General features: G+C 66.8%; 17 protein-coding genes. 8 read left to right on the top strand and 9 right to left on the bottom strand.

Features of this window, described 5'->3' with window-relative positions:
* Positions 1 to 10 precede the first annotated feature (10 nt).
* The 5 genes from pilK to pilG all read right to left on the bottom strand — a co-directional run bounded on the left by pilK (position 11) and on the right by pilG (position 4486).
* Positions 11 to 886, bottom strand: a complete 876-nt coding sequence (gene pilK, locus FHW81_RS28250; protein WP_003100938.1) for a type 4 fimbrial methyltransferase PilK — start codon at positions 884 to 886, stop codon at positions 11 to 13.
* 60 nt (positions 887 to 946) lie between these two features.
* Positions 947 to 2995 carry a chemotaxis chemoreceptor PilJ gene (pilJ, locus tag FHW81_RS28245; protein WP_003084592.1) on the bottom strand — a complete coding sequence of 683 codons (2049 nt, stop codon included), beginning with the start codon at positions 2993 to 2995 and terminating at the stop codon, positions 947 to 949.
* 84 nt (positions 2996 to 3079) lie between these two features.
* The gene (locus FHW81_RS28240) at positions 3080 to 3616 is read right to left on the bottom strand and encodes a chemotaxis protein CheW (protein ID WP_003084590.1); all 537 of its coding nucleotides are present in this window, start codon (positions 3614 to 3616) and stop codon (positions 3080 to 3082) included.
* A gap of 50 nt (positions 3617 to 3666) precedes the next feature.
* Positions 3667 to 4032, bottom strand: coding sequence for a twitching motility response regulator PilH (gene pilH / locus FHW81_RS28235; protein WP_003084587.1), 366 nt, complete (start codon positions 4030 to 4032; stop codon positions 3667 to 3669).
* 46 nt (positions 4033 to 4078) lie between these two features.
* Entirely contained in the window at positions 4079 to 4486 is a 408-nt protein-coding gene (gene pilG / locus FHW81_RS28230; protein WP_003084583.1) for a twitching motility response regulator PilG, read from the bottom strand.
* Positions 4487 to 4740: 254 nt separating this feature from the next.
* Between pilG and gshB the strand changes: the two genes are divergently transcribed.
* The 7 genes from gshB to FHW81_RS28195 all read left to right on the top strand — a co-directional run bounded on the left by gshB (position 4741) and on the right by FHW81_RS28195 (position 10706).
* The gene (gene gshB, locus FHW81_RS28225) at positions 4741 to 5694 is read left to right on the top strand and encodes a glutathione synthase (protein ID WP_003100943.1); all 954 of its coding nucleotides are present in this window, start codon (positions 4741 to 4743) and stop codon (positions 5692 to 5694) included.
* Positions 5695 to 5840: 146 nt separating this feature from the next.
* A complete protein-coding gene (locus FHW81_RS28220) occupies positions 5841 to 6734 on the top strand; it encodes an energy transducer TonB (RefSeq protein ID WP_003162015.1) in 894 nt (297 codons plus the stop codon).
* A 48-nt stretch (positions 6735 to 6782) separates the two neighbouring features.
* The gene (locus FHW81_RS28215) at positions 6783 to 7352 is read left to right on the top strand and encodes a YqgE/AlgH family protein (protein WP_003084577.1); all 570 of its coding nucleotides are present in this window, start codon (positions 6783 to 6785) and stop codon (positions 7350 to 7352) included.
* On the top strand, positions 7352 to 7786 hold the full coding sequence (gene ruvX / locus FHW81_RS28210) for a Holliday junction resolvase RuvX (RefSeq protein WP_003084575.1): 435 nt from the start codon (positions 7352 to 7354) through the stop codon (positions 7784 to 7786). The genes FHW81_RS28215 and ruvX overlap by 1 nt, the downstream gene beginning before the upstream one ends.
* Before the next feature lie 111 nt (positions 7787 to 7897).
* On the top strand, positions 7898 to 8410 hold the full coding sequence (pyrR, locus tag FHW81_RS28205; protein ID WP_023097137.1) for a bifunctional pyr operon transcriptional regulator/uracil phosphoribosyltransferase PyrR: 513 nt from the start codon (positions 7898 to 7900) through the stop codon (positions 8408 to 8410).
* A 23-nt stretch (positions 8411 to 8433) separates the two neighbouring features.
* Positions 8434 to 9438, top strand: coding sequence for an aspartate carbamoyltransferase catalytic subunit (locus FHW81_RS28200; RefSeq protein WP_049305985.1), 1005 nt, complete (start codon positions 8434 to 8436; stop codon positions 9436 to 9438).
* Positions 9435 to 10706, top strand: a complete 1272-nt coding sequence (locus tag FHW81_RS28195) for a dihydroorotase (protein ID WP_070698094.1) — start codon at positions 9435 to 9437, stop codon at positions 10704 to 10706. The genes FHW81_RS28200 and FHW81_RS28195 overlap by 4 nt, the downstream gene beginning before the upstream one ends.
* Positions 10707 to 10933: 227 nt before the next feature.
* Here the strand turns inward: FHW81_RS28195 and FHW81_RS28190 are convergent, their stop codons facing one another.
* The 3 genes from FHW81_RS28190 to FHW81_RS28180 form a co-directional block, all read right to left on the bottom strand.
* Entirely contained in the window at positions 10934 to 12118 is a 1185-nt protein-coding gene (locus FHW81_RS28190; RefSeq protein ID WP_070698092.1) for a cystathionine gamma-synthase, read from the bottom strand.
* Positions 12115 to 13488 carry a pyridoxal-phosphate dependent enzyme gene (locus FHW81_RS28185; RefSeq protein ID WP_003100955.1) on the bottom strand — a complete coding sequence of 458 codons (1374 nt, stop codon included), beginning with the start codon at positions 13486 to 13488 and terminating at the stop codon, positions 12115 to 12117. The genes FHW81_RS28190 and FHW81_RS28185 overlap by 4 nt, the downstream gene beginning before the upstream one ends.
* A 242-nt stretch (positions 13489 to 13730) precedes the next feature.
* Entirely contained in the window at positions 13731 to 14135 is a 405-nt protein-coding gene (locus FHW81_RS28180) for an NINE protein (protein ID WP_003084560.1), read from the bottom strand.
* A 153-nt stretch (positions 14136 to 14288) separates the two neighbouring features.
* Here FHW81_RS28180 and czcD point away from each other — a divergent pair, with 153 nt between their 5' ends.
* Entirely contained in the window at positions 14289 to 15188 is a 900-nt protein-coding gene (czcD, locus tag FHW81_RS28175; protein ID WP_003100957.1) for a CDF family zinc transporter CzcD, read from the top strand.
* Between the two features lie 7 nt (positions 15189 to 15195).
* On the opposite strand, the gene pilU is transcribed toward czcD, so the two are convergent.
* Complete coding sequence (gene pilU, locus FHW81_RS28170; protein ID WP_003100959.1) at positions 15196 to 16344, bottom strand: type IV pilus ATPase PilU; 1149 nt, start codon at positions 16342 to 16344, stop codon at positions 15196 to 15198.
* Between the last annotated feature and the right edge of the window lie 127 nt (positions 16345 to 16471).

The raw sequence follows: 16471 nt of genomic DNA, 5'->3' as shown, positions 1-16471 counted from the left end.
GCCACTCCATTCATGTGCCTGAGTACCCCTTACGGGTAAAGGCCAGGACCCGCTCGTCGGCGACCGGCTCGAGCTCCGGATGGCTCCAGTCGACCACTTCGCCGACCCCGATCACCAGCAAGCCTCCCGGCGCCAGCCGTTCGGCCAACCGGTTGAGGATCTCGCGCCGTCGCCAGCGACGGAAGTAGATCAGCAGGTTCTGACAAAAAATCACGTCCATGCCGGACCAGGGCGCCTTCGCCAGGTCCAGCACATTCAGCCGGGCGCAGCAGACGCGCTCGGTCAGTATCGTTTTCACGCTGAAGCTGCCGTCGGCCTGGCGTTCGCAATAGCGTTCGACCAGCCCGGCCTCCAGTTGCTCCAGCTTGCGGGCCGGATAGTTCGCCTGCCGCGCCCGCTGCAGGGCGTGAAGGCTGATATCCGTCCCGGTGACGCCGAAAAAATCTTCCCGTTCCTGCCCGCGCAACACCTGCGCGGCGCACATCGCCAGCGAGTAGGGTTCCTCGCCGCTGGAGCAGCCGACGCTCCACAGGGCCCAGGGCCGCGGCATGCCTTCGCGGCGCAGGCGCTCGCCCAGGTAGCGCTCGAGCAGCTCGAAAGACGGGGGATGACGGAAGAAACGGGTTTCCTGGACGGTCAGGCGGTCCAGCAGGGTCGCCCACTCCACTGCGCCACGCGGACCGTCGGTCACCTGGCGGTAGTAGCTGTGGTAGTCGCCGATGCCCAGTTCACGCATGCGCGCGGTCAGGCTGGCCTGCAGGAACGTCCGGCGTTGCTCGTTGAGCACCACGCCGGTGCGGTTCTCCAACAGGACCTGCCAGTCGCGGAACTCCGCTGCCGACATATCGGCCAGCGGCTGCAGTGACCAGACGCCGTTCGCCTGCATGCCGTGCCCCTCGTCCAAGGTGTCGACGCGGCGCCCGCCAGGCGGCCGCCGCGCCTATGCTCAGGCCTGCTCCACGCCCTCCGGCAGTTTGAAGCCGGATACCGAGTTGCGCATCTCGCTCGCCATCTTCGCCAGGTTGCCGATGCTCCGTGCGGTGGCGGTGGTACCGGCGGAGGTCTGCGAGGTGATCTCCTGAATGACGTTCATGGTGTTGGAAATGTGGCCGGCCGACGATGCCTGCTGACGGGCGGCGTTGGAGATGTTCTGGATCAGTGCCGCGAGGGTCTTGGATACCTTCTCGATCTCCTCCAGGGCCACACCGGCGTCCTGGGCCAGGCGCGCGCCGCGGACCACCTCGGAGGTGGTCTGCTCCATCGAGATCACCGCTTCGTTGGTGTCGGTCTGGATGGTCTTCACCAGCGCCTCGATCTGCTTGGTCGCCGCCGAGGAACGTTCCGCCAGTCGCTGTACCTCGTCCGCTACCACGGCGAAGCCGCGGCCCGCGTCCCCGGCCATCGACGCCTGGATCGCGGCGTTCAGGGCGAGGATGTTGGTCTGGTCGGCGATGTCGTTGATCAGGCTGACGATGTCGCCGATCTCCTGGGACGATTCGCCGAGGCGCTTGATTCGCTTCGAGGTGTCCTGGATCTGCTCGCGGATGTTGTCCATGCCGGTGATGGTGTTGTGCACCACCTCGTTGCCCTTGTTGGCAATGGCTACCGAACGTTCCGCTACCGCCGAGGATTCCGAGGCGTTCGCCGATACCTGGTCGATCGACACCGCCATTTCGTTGATCGCCGCCGAGGCGCCGGCGATTTCCTGCGCCTGGTGCTCGGAGGCTTCGGCCAGGTGCATCGCGGTGGACTGGGTTTCCTGGGCCGCTGCGGCCACCTGCACGGCGGTCTGGTTGATGGTCTCCACCAGTTCGCGGAGCTGGTCGATGGAGTAGTTGATCGAGTCGGCGATGGCGCCGGTGAAGTCCTCGGTCACGGTCGCGGCCACGGTCAGGTCGCCGTCCGCGAGGTCGGCGATCTCGTCGAGCAGACGCAGGATCGCGGCCTGGTTGCGGTCGTTCTTCTCGGCGGTCTCGGCCAGCCGGCGGTTGGTCTCGCGCACCATCACCAGGCCGATCAGGATGATCGAGGCCAGGGCCAGGGCGCCGAGGACGTAACCGGCGAACAGGTTGATGCTACGCCCGCCGGCCAGGTTCTCGAAGCCGTCGGCCAGTTGCGAGGCCTTGTCCAGCAGGGTCTGCGAAACGCTGAAGATGTTGTTCGCCGCTTCCCGGACCTGGAACAGGTCGGGCGAGGTCTCGAGGATCTCGTCCACCGAGCCGGAGACGAACTCGAAGAGTTCGGCGATCTCGTTCAGGCGATCCACCGCCTCGGCGTTGGTCACCTTGGAGATGCTCATCGCCGCGTTGCCTTCCTGCATGCCCTTCAGTACGCGGCCGAACAGGCTGGCGTCGCGGCCGAAGCTGTCGGCGGCCTGCACCGAGTTCTCGTCGCCGGCCAGCACCTTGTTCACCGAGCCGAGGATACGTTCGGCGAGCAGCGACTGGCGTTGGGCGACCGCGACCTGGTCGGCCGGGGCACCGTTCTCCAGCAGGATGTCGACCACCTCTTCGTATTCCACCTGCAGCTGCGGGATGGTTTCGGCGAGGGTCGAGGCCACCTGGTGCAGGGACAGTACGGTCTGTTCGCTGGCGAGGATGGAGTCGGCGTTCTTGCGCAGGCCATCCCAGTCCTGCTGCACCACGTCCATCTGCGGCTTCACCGCTTCGGGACTGGGCGGCAGGGATGTGCTCTCGTCGCCGTTGACCAGGATGTTCCAGCGTTTCTCGAAGTCGTTGCGCGCATCCTTCAGGAGCTTGAACGCCTCGCCCTTGCCCGCCGCCGCTTCGGTGGCGTTCTTCGCGATCCGCTGCGACAGGACGCGCAGTTCGCCGGCATGGCCGATGTACTGCTTGTCATGGTTCGACTGGGTGTTGAGGTAGGCAAAGTTGGCGAACAGCAACACGATCGAGACGATGAGGACGATGAACAGCCCCGCGATCACCGAGCTGCTGCGCATGCCCGCGAAAAGATTGCCTGCGTTGATTTTCTTCATATTTGGCCCCCGCCCGGACCGACCACGATTACGATTTCCATGTCACGACACGGGCCGGCAGACCGGCCCAACCGGTGAAGCTGTTTATACGGCGACGTCGAGGAAGCCCTGGTGTTGCGCCAGCGCATGCGGGCTGAACACCAGCCACGGCTGCTCTCGATGGAAGACGCCATGAATGAAGGGTTGCAGTGCCGCTTCTAGTGGCGGCAGCTGTTCGCTGAAGGTGTCCACCGGGAAGTGCTGCATGCCGAACACCTCATCGACGATGAGGCCGGCGAACACGTCCAGGTGCTCCACCACCAGCACCCGCCGCTGCTTGCGCAAGGGCGACAGTTCGGTGCCGAGGAAACCGCAGAGGTCCATGATCGGCAGCAGGCGGCCACGTACGTTGGCCACCCCCTTGACCCAGGTCTTCACGCCCGGCAGCTGGGTGTAGCGCGGTTCGTGCAGGACTTCGCCGACCTCCCCCATGGGGGCGACGAAGAACCGCCCGCCCATGCGGAAGCCGATCCCGCTCCAGCTCTGCACCGCCTCCTGCTGGGCCGGCAGGCCGGCGGCCAGGCGTCGGCAGCGCTGATCGATGTCGACGAGGAGCTGGAAGGGGGTCTGAACGTCCGACATGCGGGGCCTGGTCTTTCCGGGGTCAGGGTGAGCGATGCGCTGCGACGGGCTCAGCCCGCCAGCACCGCATTGATGGTTTTCAGCAGGGTCTCTTCGTCCACCGGCTTGGTCAGGTAGTCGCGCGCGCCCTGGCGCTTGCCCCAGACCTTGTCGGTCTCCTGGTCCTTGGTGGTGACGATGATCACCGGGATGGCGCTGGTCTCGGCGTCCTTGGTCAATTGACGGGTCGCCTGGAAGCCGTTGAGGCCGGGCATGACGATGTCCATCAGGACCACGTCGGGCTTTTCCTGGCGGGCCAGGGCGACGCCGTCGCCGCCGTTCTCGGCCTTGAGTACCTGGTGACCATGCTTTTCCAGCATGGCGGTCAGCTTGTACATCTCGGTCGGAGAGTCATCAACAATCAAAATACGAGCCATGGGATCCCCATCACGAAATAAGCATCAACGGCCATGCGGCCGGATATCAGGAAACGGCGTCCACCGGGGTGAAGCTGGGTACGTGTGCCTTGATCGCGCCCAGCAGCTCTTCCTTGCTGAACGGCTTGGTGAGGTACTGGTCGGAGCCGACGATGCGCCCCTTGGCCTTGTCGAACAGGCCGTCCTTGGAGGACAGCATGATCACCGGGGTGGACTTGAACGCGCTGTTGTTCTTGATCAGGGCGCAGGTCTGATAGCCATCCAGGCGCGGCATCATGATGTCGACGAAAATGATGTTCGGATGGGTATCGGCGATCTTCGCCAGGGCATCGAAGCCGTCGATTGCCGTGATCACGTCGCAACCGACCTTTTTCAGCAGTGTTTCGGCGGTGCGACGAATCGTTTTCGAATCGTCGATCACCATCACTTTCAAACCGTCGGATTGCTGTTCCATGTTCGCCCTATATCGACTCGGTGAATCATTCTTCTGTGTTTTCTTCAGTGCGCTAACGCCCTGTCACCGACGGGCTGCGACCCAATCGCGGGCCTTTTTAGCACACTCGACGCAACTCTATCCATAATGCCCGGAACAGGCCGGCTTTTTCCTTGACCAAGCGCAAACGGGGCGCCAACCTGAGCGTCAAACCCGCTTGCCACGCGGCCTCCCCGCCGCGACCGGACAACCCACCCCCTTTCGGAGGAATTCCCATGAGCGTACGCCTCGGGATCGTCATGGACCCCATCGCGCGCATCAACTTCAAGAAGGACAGCTCGCTCGCCATGCTGCTGGCTGCCCAGGCCCGCGGCTGGTCGCTGTTCTACATGGAACAGCAGGACCTCTACCAGAAGGCCGGCGTCGCGCGTGGACGCATGCGCCCGCTGAAGGTCTTCAACGATGCCTCCCGCTGGTTCGAACTGGAAGCGGAAAGCGACCAACCGCTGCACGAACTGGACGTGATCCTGATGCGCAAGGACCCGCCCTTCGATAACGAATTCGTCTATTCGACCTACCTGCTGGAACAGGCCGAGCGTGCCGGCGCCCTGGTGGTGAACCGGCCGCAGAGCCTGCGCGACTGCAACGAGAAGTTCTTCGCCACGCAGTTCACCCAGTGCACTCCGCCGACGATGGTCAGCCGGCGATCCGATATTCTGCGCGAGTTTGCCGCCGAGCATCGTGACATCATTCTCAAACCCCTGGACGGAATGGGCGGTTCGTCGATATTTCGTCACCGCGAAGGCGACCCGAACCTCTCGGTGATCCTCGAGACCCTCACCCAGCATGGCAGCCAGCAGATCATGGCACAGCGCTATCTGCCGGAAATCAAGGACGGCGACAAGCGCATCCTGATGATCGACGGCGAACCGGTGCCCTACTGCCTGGCGCGCATCCCCGCCCAGGGCGAGACTCGCGGCAACCTCGCCGCCGGCGGCCGCGGCGTGGCCCAGCCGCTGAGCGAGCGCGACCGCTGGATCGCCGCCGAGGTCGGCCCGCACCTGCGCGAGCGCGGCCTGCTGTTCGTCGGCCTCGACGTGATCGGCGATTATCTGACGGAAATCAACGTCACCAGCCCGACCTGCATCCGCGAGATCGACCAGGCCTTCGACACCCGCATCGGCGACAAGCTGATGGACGCCATCGCCGCCCAGCTGGCTGCCCGCTGAATCGCGCGGGCGGGCCTCGGTCCGCCCGCCTCGGCCCGGCCGATGCGCCACGGCGAGCGACCGCGTGTCCAAGGCGCGGAGTGCGTCATAGACTTTTCCGCCCCCCATCGGCAGACTTCGCCCCACGCCAGCCACCACGATCCGCAATGAACGCCGCCGTCCTCAAGTCCCCCTCCGCCGCTGCCGGCGTCCGCCCGGCGGACCGTTTGGGCTTCACCCTGTTCATCGCAGCCATCCTGCACGTCGCCCTCATCCTCGGGGTGGGCTTCTCCATGCCCGCGCCGAGCCAGATCAGCAAGACCCTGGAAATCACCCTGGCCACCTTCAAGAGCGACAAGGCGCCGGAGAAGGCCGACTACCTCGCGCAGATGAACCAGCAGGGCAGCGGAACCCTGGAGCACAAGGCCGCGCCGAAGACCACCGAGGTCGCGCCGTTCCAGGACAACCAGGTGAAGAAAGTCGCGCCGCCGGCTACGCCGAAGCAGGCCAGGAGCGAAGAGGCGCCCAAGGCCGCGGTGACCACCACCCGCCAGCGCCAGCAGAAGGCACCGAGCAAGACCCAGGCACAGAAGGCCGAGCAGGTCGCCAAGCCGGCGCCGCATTTCGACTCAACCCAGCTCTCGGCGGAAATCGCCAGCCTCGAGGCCGACCTGGCCAAGGAGCAGCAGGCCTACGCCAAGCGCCCGCGCATCCACCGCCTGAGCGCCGCCTCGACCATGCGCGACAAGGGCGCCTGGTACAAGGAAGACTGGCGCAAGAAGATCGAACGCATCGGCAACCTCAACTACCCCGACGAGGCCCGCCGGCAGAAGCTCTACGGCAGCCTGCGGCTGCTGGTGTCGATCAACCGCGACGGCACCATCTACGAGGTGCAGGTGCTGGAGTCTTCCGGCGAGCCGATCCTCGACCAGGCCGCCCAGCGCATCGTCCGCCTGGCCGCGCCCTATGCGCCGTTCAGCGGCGACCTGGCCGACATCGACCGGCTGGAGATCATCCGTACCTGGCGCTTCGAACGCGGCGACCGGCTGTCCAGCAAGTAGCGCCGGCAAGGCTGGCTTTCTCGCGTCCGAAGCAGGACACTAGCGGCCATGAAACAGAGCAGCCCAACCTACCTCAAGCATCATTTCCTGATCGCCATGCCGCACATGGCCGACCCCAATTTCGCCCAGACCGTGACCTACCTGGTCGAACACAACGAGCAGGGCGCCATGGGCCTGGTGATCAACCGTCCCAGCGGCCTCAACCTGGCGGAAGTCCTCGAACAGCTCAAGCCGGACGCCCTGCCGCCGGCGCGCTGCCAGCACATCGACATCTACAACGGCGGCCCGGTGCAGACCGACCGTGGCTTCGTCCTCCACCCCAGCGGCCTGAGCTACCAGTCGACCCTGGAACTGGGCGAGCTGGCGATGTCCACCTCGCAGGACGTGCTGTTCGCCATCGCCGCCGGCACCGGCCCGGAAAAGAGCCTGATCAGCCTTGGCTATGCCGGCTGGGAAGCCGGCCAGCTGGAGGCCGAACTGAGCGACAACGCCTGGCTGACCTGCCCGGCGGACCCGGCGATCCTCTTCGACCTGCCGGCCGAGGAGCGCCTCAGCGCCGCCGCCGCGCGCCTGGGCGTCAACCTCAGCCTGCTCACCGCCCAGGCCGGTCACGCCTGATGGCCAGCGACAAGCCGCTGCGCCTGCTGCTGGGCTTCGACTACGGCACCCGGCAGATCGGCGTCGCCGTCGGCCAGGCGGTGACCGGCCAGGCCCGCGAGCTGTGCGTATTGAAGGCGCAGAACGGCGTGCCGGACTGGAACCGGGTGGAAGCGCTGATCAAGGAATGGCAGCCGGACGCCATCGTCGTCGGCCTGCCGCTGAACATGGACGGCAGCCCAAGCGAGATGAGCGAGCGCGCGGAAAAGTTCGGCCGCCGCCTCAACGGCCGTTTCAACCTGCCGGTCTTTACCCACGACGAACGCCTCACGACCTATGCCGCCAAGGGCGAGCGCCTGGCCCAGGGCCAGCGCGACGGCTACCGCGAGCGACCGGTGGACGCCTTGGCCGCCGCCCTGCTGCTGGAAGGCTGGCTGGCCGAACACCCGGATTGACCCATGGCAGCCGGCACGCCGCCGGTTGCCATTATGCTTTCGCCACCGCGGGCGCCTCCCTACAGCGGGCTCTCCCGGCGGCCATCCCATCGATGTCAGCGAGGAGCCACCATGAGCCTACCCAATCCCGCCGAACTCCTGCCGCGCATGGCCAGCGACCTGCGCGCCCATCTCGCCGAGCGCTGCATCGAGCGGCCGCGCTTCGTCGGCATCCACACTGGCGGCATCTGGGTCGCCGAGGCGCTGCTGAGGGAACTGGGCAACCAAGAGCCGCTGGGCACCCTCGACGTCTCCTTCTACCGCGACGACTTCACCCAGAACGGCCTGCATCCGCAGGTCCGCCCGTCGGCGCTGCCGTTCGAGATCGACGGCCAGCACCTGGTCCTGGTGGACGACGTGCTGATGAGCGGCCGCACCATCCGCGCCGCACTCAACGAACTGTTCGACTACGGCCGTCCGGCCAGCGTGACCCTGGTCTGCCTGCTCGACCTGAACGCCCGGGAGTTGCCTATCCGCCCCGACGTGGTCGGCCAGACCCTGTCCCTGGGTCGCGATGAACGGGTAAAATTGGTCGGTCCCGCACCGCTCGCCCTCGAGCGCAAGGTCCTTTCCTCCGCTTCCTGATCCTCTTCACTAGGGCCTGCCCCATGCCGACAGACGCCAAGCGCCCGCTGCAGCTCAACGACCAGGGCCAGCTGCGCCACTTCATCTCGCTCGACGGATTGCCCCGCGAGCTGCTCACCGAAATCCTCGATACCGCCGACTCCTTCCTGGAAGTCGGCGCCCGCGCGGTGAAAAAGGTCCCGCTGCTGCGCGGCAAGACCGTCTGCAACGTGTTCTTCGAGAACTCCACGCGCACCCGCACCACCTTCGAGCTGGCCGCCCAGCGGCTGTCGGCCGACGTGATCAGCCTGAACGTATCCACCTCTTCCACCAGCAAGGGCGAGACGCTCACCGACACCCTGCGCAACCTGGAGGCGATGGCCGCCGACATGTTCGTGGTGCGCCACAGCGACTCGGGCGCGGCGCACTTCATCGCCGAGCACGTCAGCCCCAACGTGGCGGTGATCAACGGCGGCGACGGCCGCCACGCGCACCCCACCCAGGGGATGCTCGACATGCTGACCATCCGCCGACACAAAGGGAACTTCGAGCAGCTATCGGTGGCGATCGTCGGCGATATCCTGCATTCGCGAGTAGCCCGTTCGAACATGCTGGCGCTCAAGACCCTGGGTTGCCCGGACATCCGCGTGATCGCCCCGCGCACCCTCTTGCCGATCGGCCTGGAAGAGCAGTACGGCGTGCGCGTGTTCACCAACGCCGACGAAGGCCTGAAGGACGTCGACGTGGTGATCATGCTGCGCCTGCAACGCGAGCGGATGCAGGGTGGCCTGCTACCCAGCGAGGGCGAGTTCTTCAAGCTCTACGGCCTGACCGAGAAGCGCCTGAAGCTGGCCAAGCCGGATGCCATCGTCATGCACCCTGGCCCGATCAACCGTGGCGTGGAGATCGAGTCGGCGGTGGCCGACGGGACCCAGTCGGTGATCCTCAACCAGGTCACCTACGGCATCGCCATCCGCATGGCGGTGCTGTCCATGGCCATGAGCGGCCAGAACACCCAACGCCAGCTGGAACAGGAGGACGCCGAATGACCATCAGTATCCGAGGCGCCCGCGTCATCGACCCGGCCAGCGGCCTGGACCAGGTCGGCGACCTCCACATCGAGGCCGGCAAGATCGTCGCCATCGGCGCCGCGCCGGCCGGCTTCAGCGCCCAGAAGGCCCTCGACGGCGCCGGCCTGGTGGCCGCGCCGGGACTGGTCGACCTCAGCGTCGCCCTGCGCGAGCCGGGCTACGGACGCAAGGGCAACGTCGAAAGCGAGACCCGCGCCGCCGCGGCCGGCGGCACCACCAGCCTGTGCTGCCCGCCCTATACCCGGCCGGTGCTGGACACCCCGGCGGTGGCCGAGCTGATCCTCGACCGCGCCCGTGAGGCCGGCAACGCCAAGGTCTACCCCATCGGCGCGCTGACCCGCGGCTTCGGCGGCGAGCAACTGTCGGAACTGGTGGCCCTGCGCGACACCGGTTGCGTGGCCTTCACCAATGGCCTGCATGGCTTCGCCAGCAACCGCATCCTGCGGCGCGCCCTGGAGTACGCGGCGACCTTCGACCTGACGGTGATCTTCACCTCGCAGGACACCGATCTCGCCGAAGGCGGCCTCGCCCACGAAGGCCCGACCGCCAGCTTCCTCGGCCTCGCGGGGATCCCGGAAACCGCCGAGACCGTGGCCCTGGCCCGCAACCTGCTGCTGGTGGAACAGAGCGGCGTGCGCGCGCACTTCAGCCAGTTGACCAGCGCCCGCGGCATCGAACTCGTCGCCCAGGCCCAGGCCCGTGGCCTGCCGGTGACCTGCGACGTGGCGCTGTACCAGTTGATCCTCACCGACGAAGCGCTGGTGGGCTTCTCCAGCCTCTACCACGTGCAACCGCCGCTGCGCACCAAGGCCGACCGCGAAGCCCTGCGCGAAGCGGTGAAGAACGGCGTGGTACAAGCCATCGCCAGCCACCACCAACCCCACGAGGCGGACGCCAAGAACGCGCCGTTCGCCGCCACCGAGCCGGGCATCAGCGGCGCCGAGCTGCTGCTGCCGCTGGCGATGACGCTGGTGCAGGACGGCCTGCTCGACCTGCCGACCCTGCTCGCCCGCCTCTCCCACGGCCCGGCCCAGGCCCTGCGCCTGCCTGCCGGGCGCCTGGCGGTCGGCCAGGCCGCCGACCTGGTGCTGTTCGACCCGCAGGGTTCGACCCTGGCCGGTGAGAGCTGGTACTCGAAGGGGCAGAACAGCCCGTTCGTCGGTCACTGCCTGCCGGGACGAGTGCGTTACACCCTGGTGGACGGACACCTGACCCACGAGGGCTGATCCCTACCACCACGAAAAAGCCCGCCATCCGGCGGGCTTTTTCATCTTCGCGTTCGCGATTCCGGGGGGCGTATCCGTTGCCGGGGCGGGCGCCCTATCCCAGCCTCTGCCACCAACCCGCCTTAACGGCAGGGCGAATAACGCAGAGCGTTATCCGCCGAGGCATGCTCGCCGGGAACACCCGATGGCCAGCAGCCGCGCCGGTCGGCGCCGCTCCCTGCGGAGCCTCAGATCTTCGCCAGCGCCTGCGCCAGGTCGGCCTGCAGGTCCTCCAGCGCCTCGACGCCAACCGACAGGCGGATCAGCGAGTCACCGATGCCCAGGTCGGCGCGGGTTTCCGCCGGGATGCTGGCGTGGGTCATGATCGCCGGATGTTCGATCAGGCTTTCCACCCCGCCCAGGCTCTCCGCCAGGGAGAAGATCCGCACGTTCTCCAGGAAGCGCCGGGCGCCGGCCAGGTCGCAGCGCAGGTCGAGGGAGATCATCCCGCCGAAGCCACGCATCTGCCGTTTCGCCAGCTCATGCTGCGGGTGCGAAGCCAGGCCGGGGTAGTAGACCCGCGCCACCTGCGGCTGGCGCTCCAGCCACTGGGCCAGGGCCAGGGCGTTGCTGCAATGGCGCTCCATGCGCAGCGCCAGGGTCTTCACCCCGCGCAGGGTGAGGAAGGCGTCGAACGGCCCGGAGATGGCGCCCACCGAGTTCTGCAGGAAGCCCAGGCGCTCGCGCAGGTCCGGGTTGTCGCCGACGATGGCGATGCCGCCGATCACGTCGGAATGGCCGTTCAGGTACTTGGTGGTGGAGTGCACCACCACGTCGAAGCCCAGTTCCAGGGGGCGCTGGATGTAGGGACTGGCGAAGGTGTTGTCGGCCACGCTGATGATGCCGCGGGCGCGGCAGAGTTGGGCGATGGTGCGCAGGTCGGTGAGGCGCAGCAGCGGGTTGCTCGGGGTTTCCACCCAGACCATGCGGGTTTCCGGGGTCAGCGCGGCCTCGAAGGCCTGCAGGTCGGTCGGGTCGACGAAGCTGAAGCGATGCCCGGCGCTGCGCCGGCGGACCCGCTCGAACAGGCGGAAGGTACCGCCGTAGAGGTCATTGCCGGAAACGATGTGGGAACCGGCGTCGAGCAGCTCCAGCACCGAGGAGATCGCCGCCAGGCCGGAGGCGAAGGCGAAGGCCTGGGTGCCGCCCTCGAGGTCGGCCACGCAGCGCTCCAGGGCCCAGCGGGTCGGGTTGTGCGAGCGGCCGTAGTCGAGCCCCTTGTGTACCCCGGGGCTTTCCTGGATATAGGTGGAGTTGGCGTAGATCGGCGGCATGATCGCGCCGGTCGAGGGATCGGGGGCCTGCCCGGCGTGGATGACCCGGGTCGCAAAGGCCTGGGCCGGGGCGTCGGGATGCTGGTCGTGCTGGCTCATGCGAGCTTTCTCCGCAAATGGTTCAACAGGTCGAAACGGGTGATCAGGCCGTGGAAGCCGCTGGCATCGGCAACGATCGCCACCAGGCCGCGGTCCAGGACCGCCTGCAACTGGGCCAGGCTGGCGCCGGGCGCGAGGGTCTCCGGCGCGGCGTTCATCGCGCTGCTTACCGCATCGCGGAAGCGTGGCGCGTCGGCGTGGACACCGAGCAGGATATCCGACTCGTCGATCACACCGACCAGTTTTCCATCGTCCAGCACCGGCAATTGCGAAACGTCGGCCAGGCGCATGCGCTGGAAGGCGGTGAGCAGGGTGTCGTCCGGACCGACGCTGATCACCCGGCCCTCCTCGAAGCGCCGCGCGATGATGTCGCGCAGGTCGCCGTAGTGCTTGCGTTGCAGCAGGCCCTGGTCGGTCATCCACTGGTCGTTGTAGATCTTCGACAGGTAGCGGGTGCCGGTGTCGCAGACGAAGCTGACCACCCGCTTCGGCTCCTTCTGCTCGCGACAGAAGCGCAGCGCCGCGGCCAGCAGGGTGCCGGTGGAGGAGCCGCCGGGAATGCCCTCGACGCGCAACAGTTCGCGGGCCATGGCGAAGCTTTCCTCGTCGCTGATGGAATAGGCATGGCGCACGCTGGAGAGGTCGGCGATGGCCGGTACGAAGTCCTCGCCGATGCCCTCCACCGCCCAGGAACCCGGCGTACCCAGGGTGCCGGAGCGGGAGTACTCGGCCATGATCGAGCCCTCGGGATCGGCGAGCACCATCTCCAGCTCCGGCTGGACCTTCTGGAAAAACCGGGTAAGGCCGGTCAGGGTACCGGAGGAGCCGACGCCGACGACGATGGCGTCGAGATCGTGGCCGGTCTGCGCCCAGAGCTCCGGGCCGGTGCCGCACTCGTGGGCCAGCGGGTTGGCCGGGTTGTTGAACTGGTCGGCGAAGAAGGCGCCGGGAATATCCTGCGCCAGGCGCGCGGCAACGTCCTGGTAGTACTCCGGATGGCCCTTGCCGACGTCCGAGCGGGTGATGTGCACCTCGGCGCCCATGGCGCGCAGGTGCAGGACCTTCTCGGTGGACATCTTGTCCGGCACCACCAGCACCACCCGGTAGCCCTTGGCGCGGCCGACCAGGGCCAGGCCGAGACCGGTGTTGCCGGCGGTGGCCTCGACGATGGTGCCACCGGGCCGCAGGCGGCCGTCACGCTCGGCGGCCTCGATCATGGCGACACCGATGCGATCCTTGATGGAGCCGCCGGGGTTCTGCGATTCGAGCTTGAGGTACAGGGTGCAGGGGCCGGTATCGAAGCGCGTCACGCGAACCAGCGGGGTGTTGCCGATCAGGTCGAGCACGGCGGGACGTGAGTCGGAAGTCATCTTTTCTCCTTTCGGTGTTTCCGCACGGAGCGATACGGTGCGCGGCCTCGTGAGCCATTGCACCTATCCGTTCTGGGGCTTGCAGACCATAGGGGCTGGCGCGCGCGGGCGCCAATAACCTACAGGTAGAACGTTAGAACCTTTGGTTCCTTAAGTCCCGCCGGAGGAATTCCCTGCCGACCGTGGCGCCACCCATGAAAAAGCCCGCCGGATGGCGGGCTTCTCGCACCTGGCGACGAGCCTCAGATGCGCTGCGGCCCGTTGCGCTCGGACACCTGTCCGTTGAGGGTCCAGAAGTCGTAGAGCACGCCGAGGAAGAACAGGCCGCCGGTGAACAGGTAGATGATCCCGGTGATCCACTTGCCCATGTACATCCTGTGCACGCCGAGCACGCCGAGGAAGGTCAGCAGGATCCAGGCCACGTTGTAGTCCAGGTTGCCGCCCTGGAAGCGCCGGTCGGCCTCGCGGTCCATCGACGGGATGAGGAACAGGTCGATGATCCAGCCGATGAAGAACAGGCCGAAGGTGAAGAACCAGATCGTCCCGGTGATCGGCTTGCCGTAATAGAAGCGGTGCGAACCGGTGAAACCGAAGATCCACAGCAGGTAGCCGATGGCCTTGCTATGGGTGTCGTGCTGTTGAGTCATGCGTCCCCCTCGTTCCGTGCGCGGCTGCGGCCGCGCCTGAGCCGCAGGTTAGCGGAGCGGCGGACGCCGCGCCAGAGCGGCCCGGCGCATGACAGTTTTGCAATTGCCTATCCTGTAGGCTGGTGCTGCCGCCACCGCCCCACAGGAGCCGCCATGAGCGCCGGACACGAGCACAGCTTCGCCCAGACCAACTCGACCCGCCTGAAATGGGCGTTGCTGCTGACCGGAAGCTTCCTCGTCGCCGAGGTCGTCGGCGGCATCCTCACCGGCAGCCTGGCGCTGATCTCCGATGCCGCGCACATGCTCACCGACGCCGTGGCCCTGGCCATCGCCCTGGCCGCGATCAACATCGCCAGGCGCCCGACCAACGATCGCCTGACCTACGGCTACCACCGCTTCGAGATCCTCGCCGCGGCGTTCAACGCCTTCCTCCTGTTCGGCGTGGCCTTCTATATCCTCTACGCGGCCTACGAGCGGCTCAACCAGCCGGCGGAGATCCAGTCCGTGGGCATGCTGGTGATCGCCGTGCTCGGCCTGCTGGTGAACCTGGCCAGCATGCGCCTGCTGGCGCCGGCCCAGGGCAACAGCCTGAACGTCAAGGGCGCCTACCTGGAGGTCTGGAGCGACATGCTCGGCTCGCTGGGGGTGATCGTCGCCGCGATCGTGATCCGTTTCACCGGCTGGGCCTGGGTCGACTCGCTGGTGGCGGTGCTGATCGGTTTCTGGGTCCTGCCGCGCACCTGGATCCTGCTGCGCGAGAGCCTGCATGTGTTGCTCGAAGGGGTGCCGAAGGAAATCCAGTTGGCCGAGCTGCGCGAAGCGCTGCTGGGGATTCCCGGCGTGACCGGGCTGCACGACCTGCATGTGTGGTCGATCACCAGCGGCAAGATCAGCCTGACCAGCCATCTGGTGTACGACCCGGCCCTGGTCGATGCCGAGGCGCTGCTGGGAACGGTGAAGGCGCTGCTGCACGACCGCTACGAGATAGAACACAGCACCCTGCAACTGGAAACCTCGGCCTGCGCCCAGGCCGAGGAGCCGCTGGCCTACTGAAGACGGTTCAGCGGAAGCGCCGGCCGGCAGGGTCGTCGTCGGTGATTTCCAGGCTCAGGCCCTGGGTCAGGCTCGACAGGTGGTCGGCGTCGCTTTCCGAACCGAGCTTGATCATCAGGCGCAGGTCGTTGGCCGAGTCGGCGTGGGCCAGGGCGTCCTCGTAGGTGATCTCGCCCTGGGTGTAGAGCTGGTACAGCGCCTGGTCGAAGGTCTGCATGCCCTGCTCGGTGGAGCGCTTCATCAGCGGCTTCAGCTCGTGCACCTCGCCCTTGCGGATCAGGTCGGCGGCCAGCGGGGTGTTCAGCAGCACCTCGATCACCGCCCGCCGCCCCTTGCCGTCGGGGGTCGGCACCAGTTGCTGGGCGACGATGGCCTTGAGGTTCAGCGACAGGTCCATCCACACCTGGCCATGACGGTCGGCCGGGAAGAAGTGGATGATCCGCTCCAGCGCCTGGTTGGCGTTGTTCGCGTGCAGGGTCGCCAGGCACAGGTGGCCGGTCTCGGCGAAGGCCACGGCGTGGTCCATGGTCTCCCGCGAGCGCACCTCGCCGATCATGATCACGTCCGGCGCCTGGCGCAGGGTGTTCTTCAGCGCCACCTCGAAGGAGTCGGTGTCCAGCCCCACCTCGCGCTGGGTGACGATGCAGCCCTGGTGCTGGTGGATGTACTCGATCGGGTCCTCGATGGAGATGATGTGCCCGGTGGAGTTCTTGTTGCGGTAGCCGATCATCGCCGCCAGCGAGGTGGACTTGCCGGTGCCGGTGGCGCCGACGAAGATCACCAGGCCGCGCTTGGTCAGCGCCAGCTTCTTGAGGATTTCCGGGAGCTTCAGCTCTTCCAGGGTCGGGATGTTGGTCTCGATCCGGCGCAATACCATGCCCACCAGGTTGCGCTGGTAGAAGGCACTGACCCGGAAGCGGCCGATGCCGCGGGCGCTGATGGCGAAGTTGCACTCATGGTTCTCGGCGAAATCGCGGCGCTGCTGCTCGTTCATCACGCCTAGCACGGTCTCGCGGGTCTGCTCCGGCGACAGCGGCGTCTTGGTCACCGGCATCACCCGGCCGTTGACCTTCATCGACGGCGGTACGCCGGCGGTGATGAACAGGTCGGAGCCGCCCTTTTCCACCATCAGGCGCAGCAGCTTTTCGAATTCCATGATGTTCTCGCTCACTCAGGGGCGCGCCGCGACGGCGAGCCGGATGCGGGCGAGCGGGCGCTGGACGCGCTCGCCGGCAAGGATAGGTAGGAATGCGCCTACGGTACCGCTCTCCCGCTCTTGAATC

The sequence above is a fragment of the Pseudomonas sp. RC10-4-2 genome (assembly GCF_050433085.1).
Classification (GTDB): domain Bacteria; phylum Pseudomonadota; class Gammaproteobacteria; order Pseudomonadales; family Pseudomonadaceae; genus Pseudomonas; species Pseudomonas aeruginosa.
The sequence above is the reverse complement of the archived record's forward strand: the minus strand, read 5'-3'. Positions and strand labels throughout refer to the sequence as shown.

Coding starts and splice junctions, on each gene's coding strand:
- pilK (WP_003100938.1), bottom strand. CDS start 886: ATGCAGGCGAACGGCGTCTGGTCACTGCAGCCGCTGGCCGATATGTCG.
- pilJ (WP_003084592.1), bottom strand. CDS start 2,995: ATGAAGAAAATCAACGCAGGCAATCTTTTCGCGGGCATGCGCAGCAGC.
- FHW81_RS28240 (WP_003084590.1), bottom strand. CDS start 3,616: ATGTCGGACGTTCAGACCCCCTTCCAGCTCCTCGTCGACATCGATCAG.
- pilH (WP_003084587.1), bottom strand. CDS start 4,032: ATGGCTCGTATTTTGATTGTTGATGACTCTCCGACCGAGATGTACAAG.
- pilG (WP_003084583.1), bottom strand. CDS start 4,486: ATGGAACAGCAATCCGACGGTTTGAAAGTGATGGTGATCGACGATTCG.
- gshB (WP_003100943.1), top strand. CDS start 4,741: ATGAGCGTACGCCTCGGGATCGTCATGGACCCCATCGCGCGCATCAAC.
- FHW81_RS28220 (WP_003162015.1), top strand. CDS start 5,841: ATGAACGCCGCCGTCCTCAAGTCCCCCTCCGCCGCTGCCGGCGTCCGC.
- FHW81_RS28215 (WP_003084577.1), top strand. CDS start 6,783: ATGAAACAGAGCAGCCCAACCTACCTCAAGCATCATTTCCTGATCGCC.
- ruvX (WP_003084575.1), top strand. CDS start 7,352: ATGGCCAGCGACAAGCCGCTGCGCCTGCTGCTGGGCTTCGACTACGGC.
- pyrR (WP_023097137.1), top strand. CDS start 7,898: ATGAGCCTACCCAATCCCGCCGAACTCCTGCCGCGCATGGCCAGCGAC.
- FHW81_RS28200 (WP_049305985.1), top strand. CDS start 8,434: ATGCCGACAGACGCCAAGCGCCCGCTGCAGCTCAACGACCAGGGCCAG.
- FHW81_RS28195 (WP_070698094.1), top strand. CDS start 9,435: ATGACCATCAGTATCCGAGGCGCCCGCGTCATCGACCCGGCCAGCGGC.
- FHW81_RS28190 (WP_070698092.1), bottom strand. CDS start 12,118: ATGAGCCAGCACGACCAGCATCCCGACGCCCCGGCCCAGGCCTTTGCG.
- FHW81_RS28185 (WP_003100955.1), bottom strand. CDS start 13,488: ATGACTTCCGACTCACGTCCCGCCGTGCTCGACCTGATCGGCAACACC.
- FHW81_RS28180 (WP_003084560.1), bottom strand. CDS start 14,135: ATGACTCAACAGCACGACACCCATAGCAAGGCCATCGGCTACCTGCTG.
- czcD (WP_003100957.1), top strand. CDS start 14,289: ATGAGCGCCGGACACGAGCACAGCTTCGCCCAGACCAACTCGACCCGC.
- pilU (WP_003100959.1), bottom strand. CDS start 16,344: ATGGAATTCGAAAAGCTGCTGCGCCTGATGGTGGAAAAGGGCGGCTCC.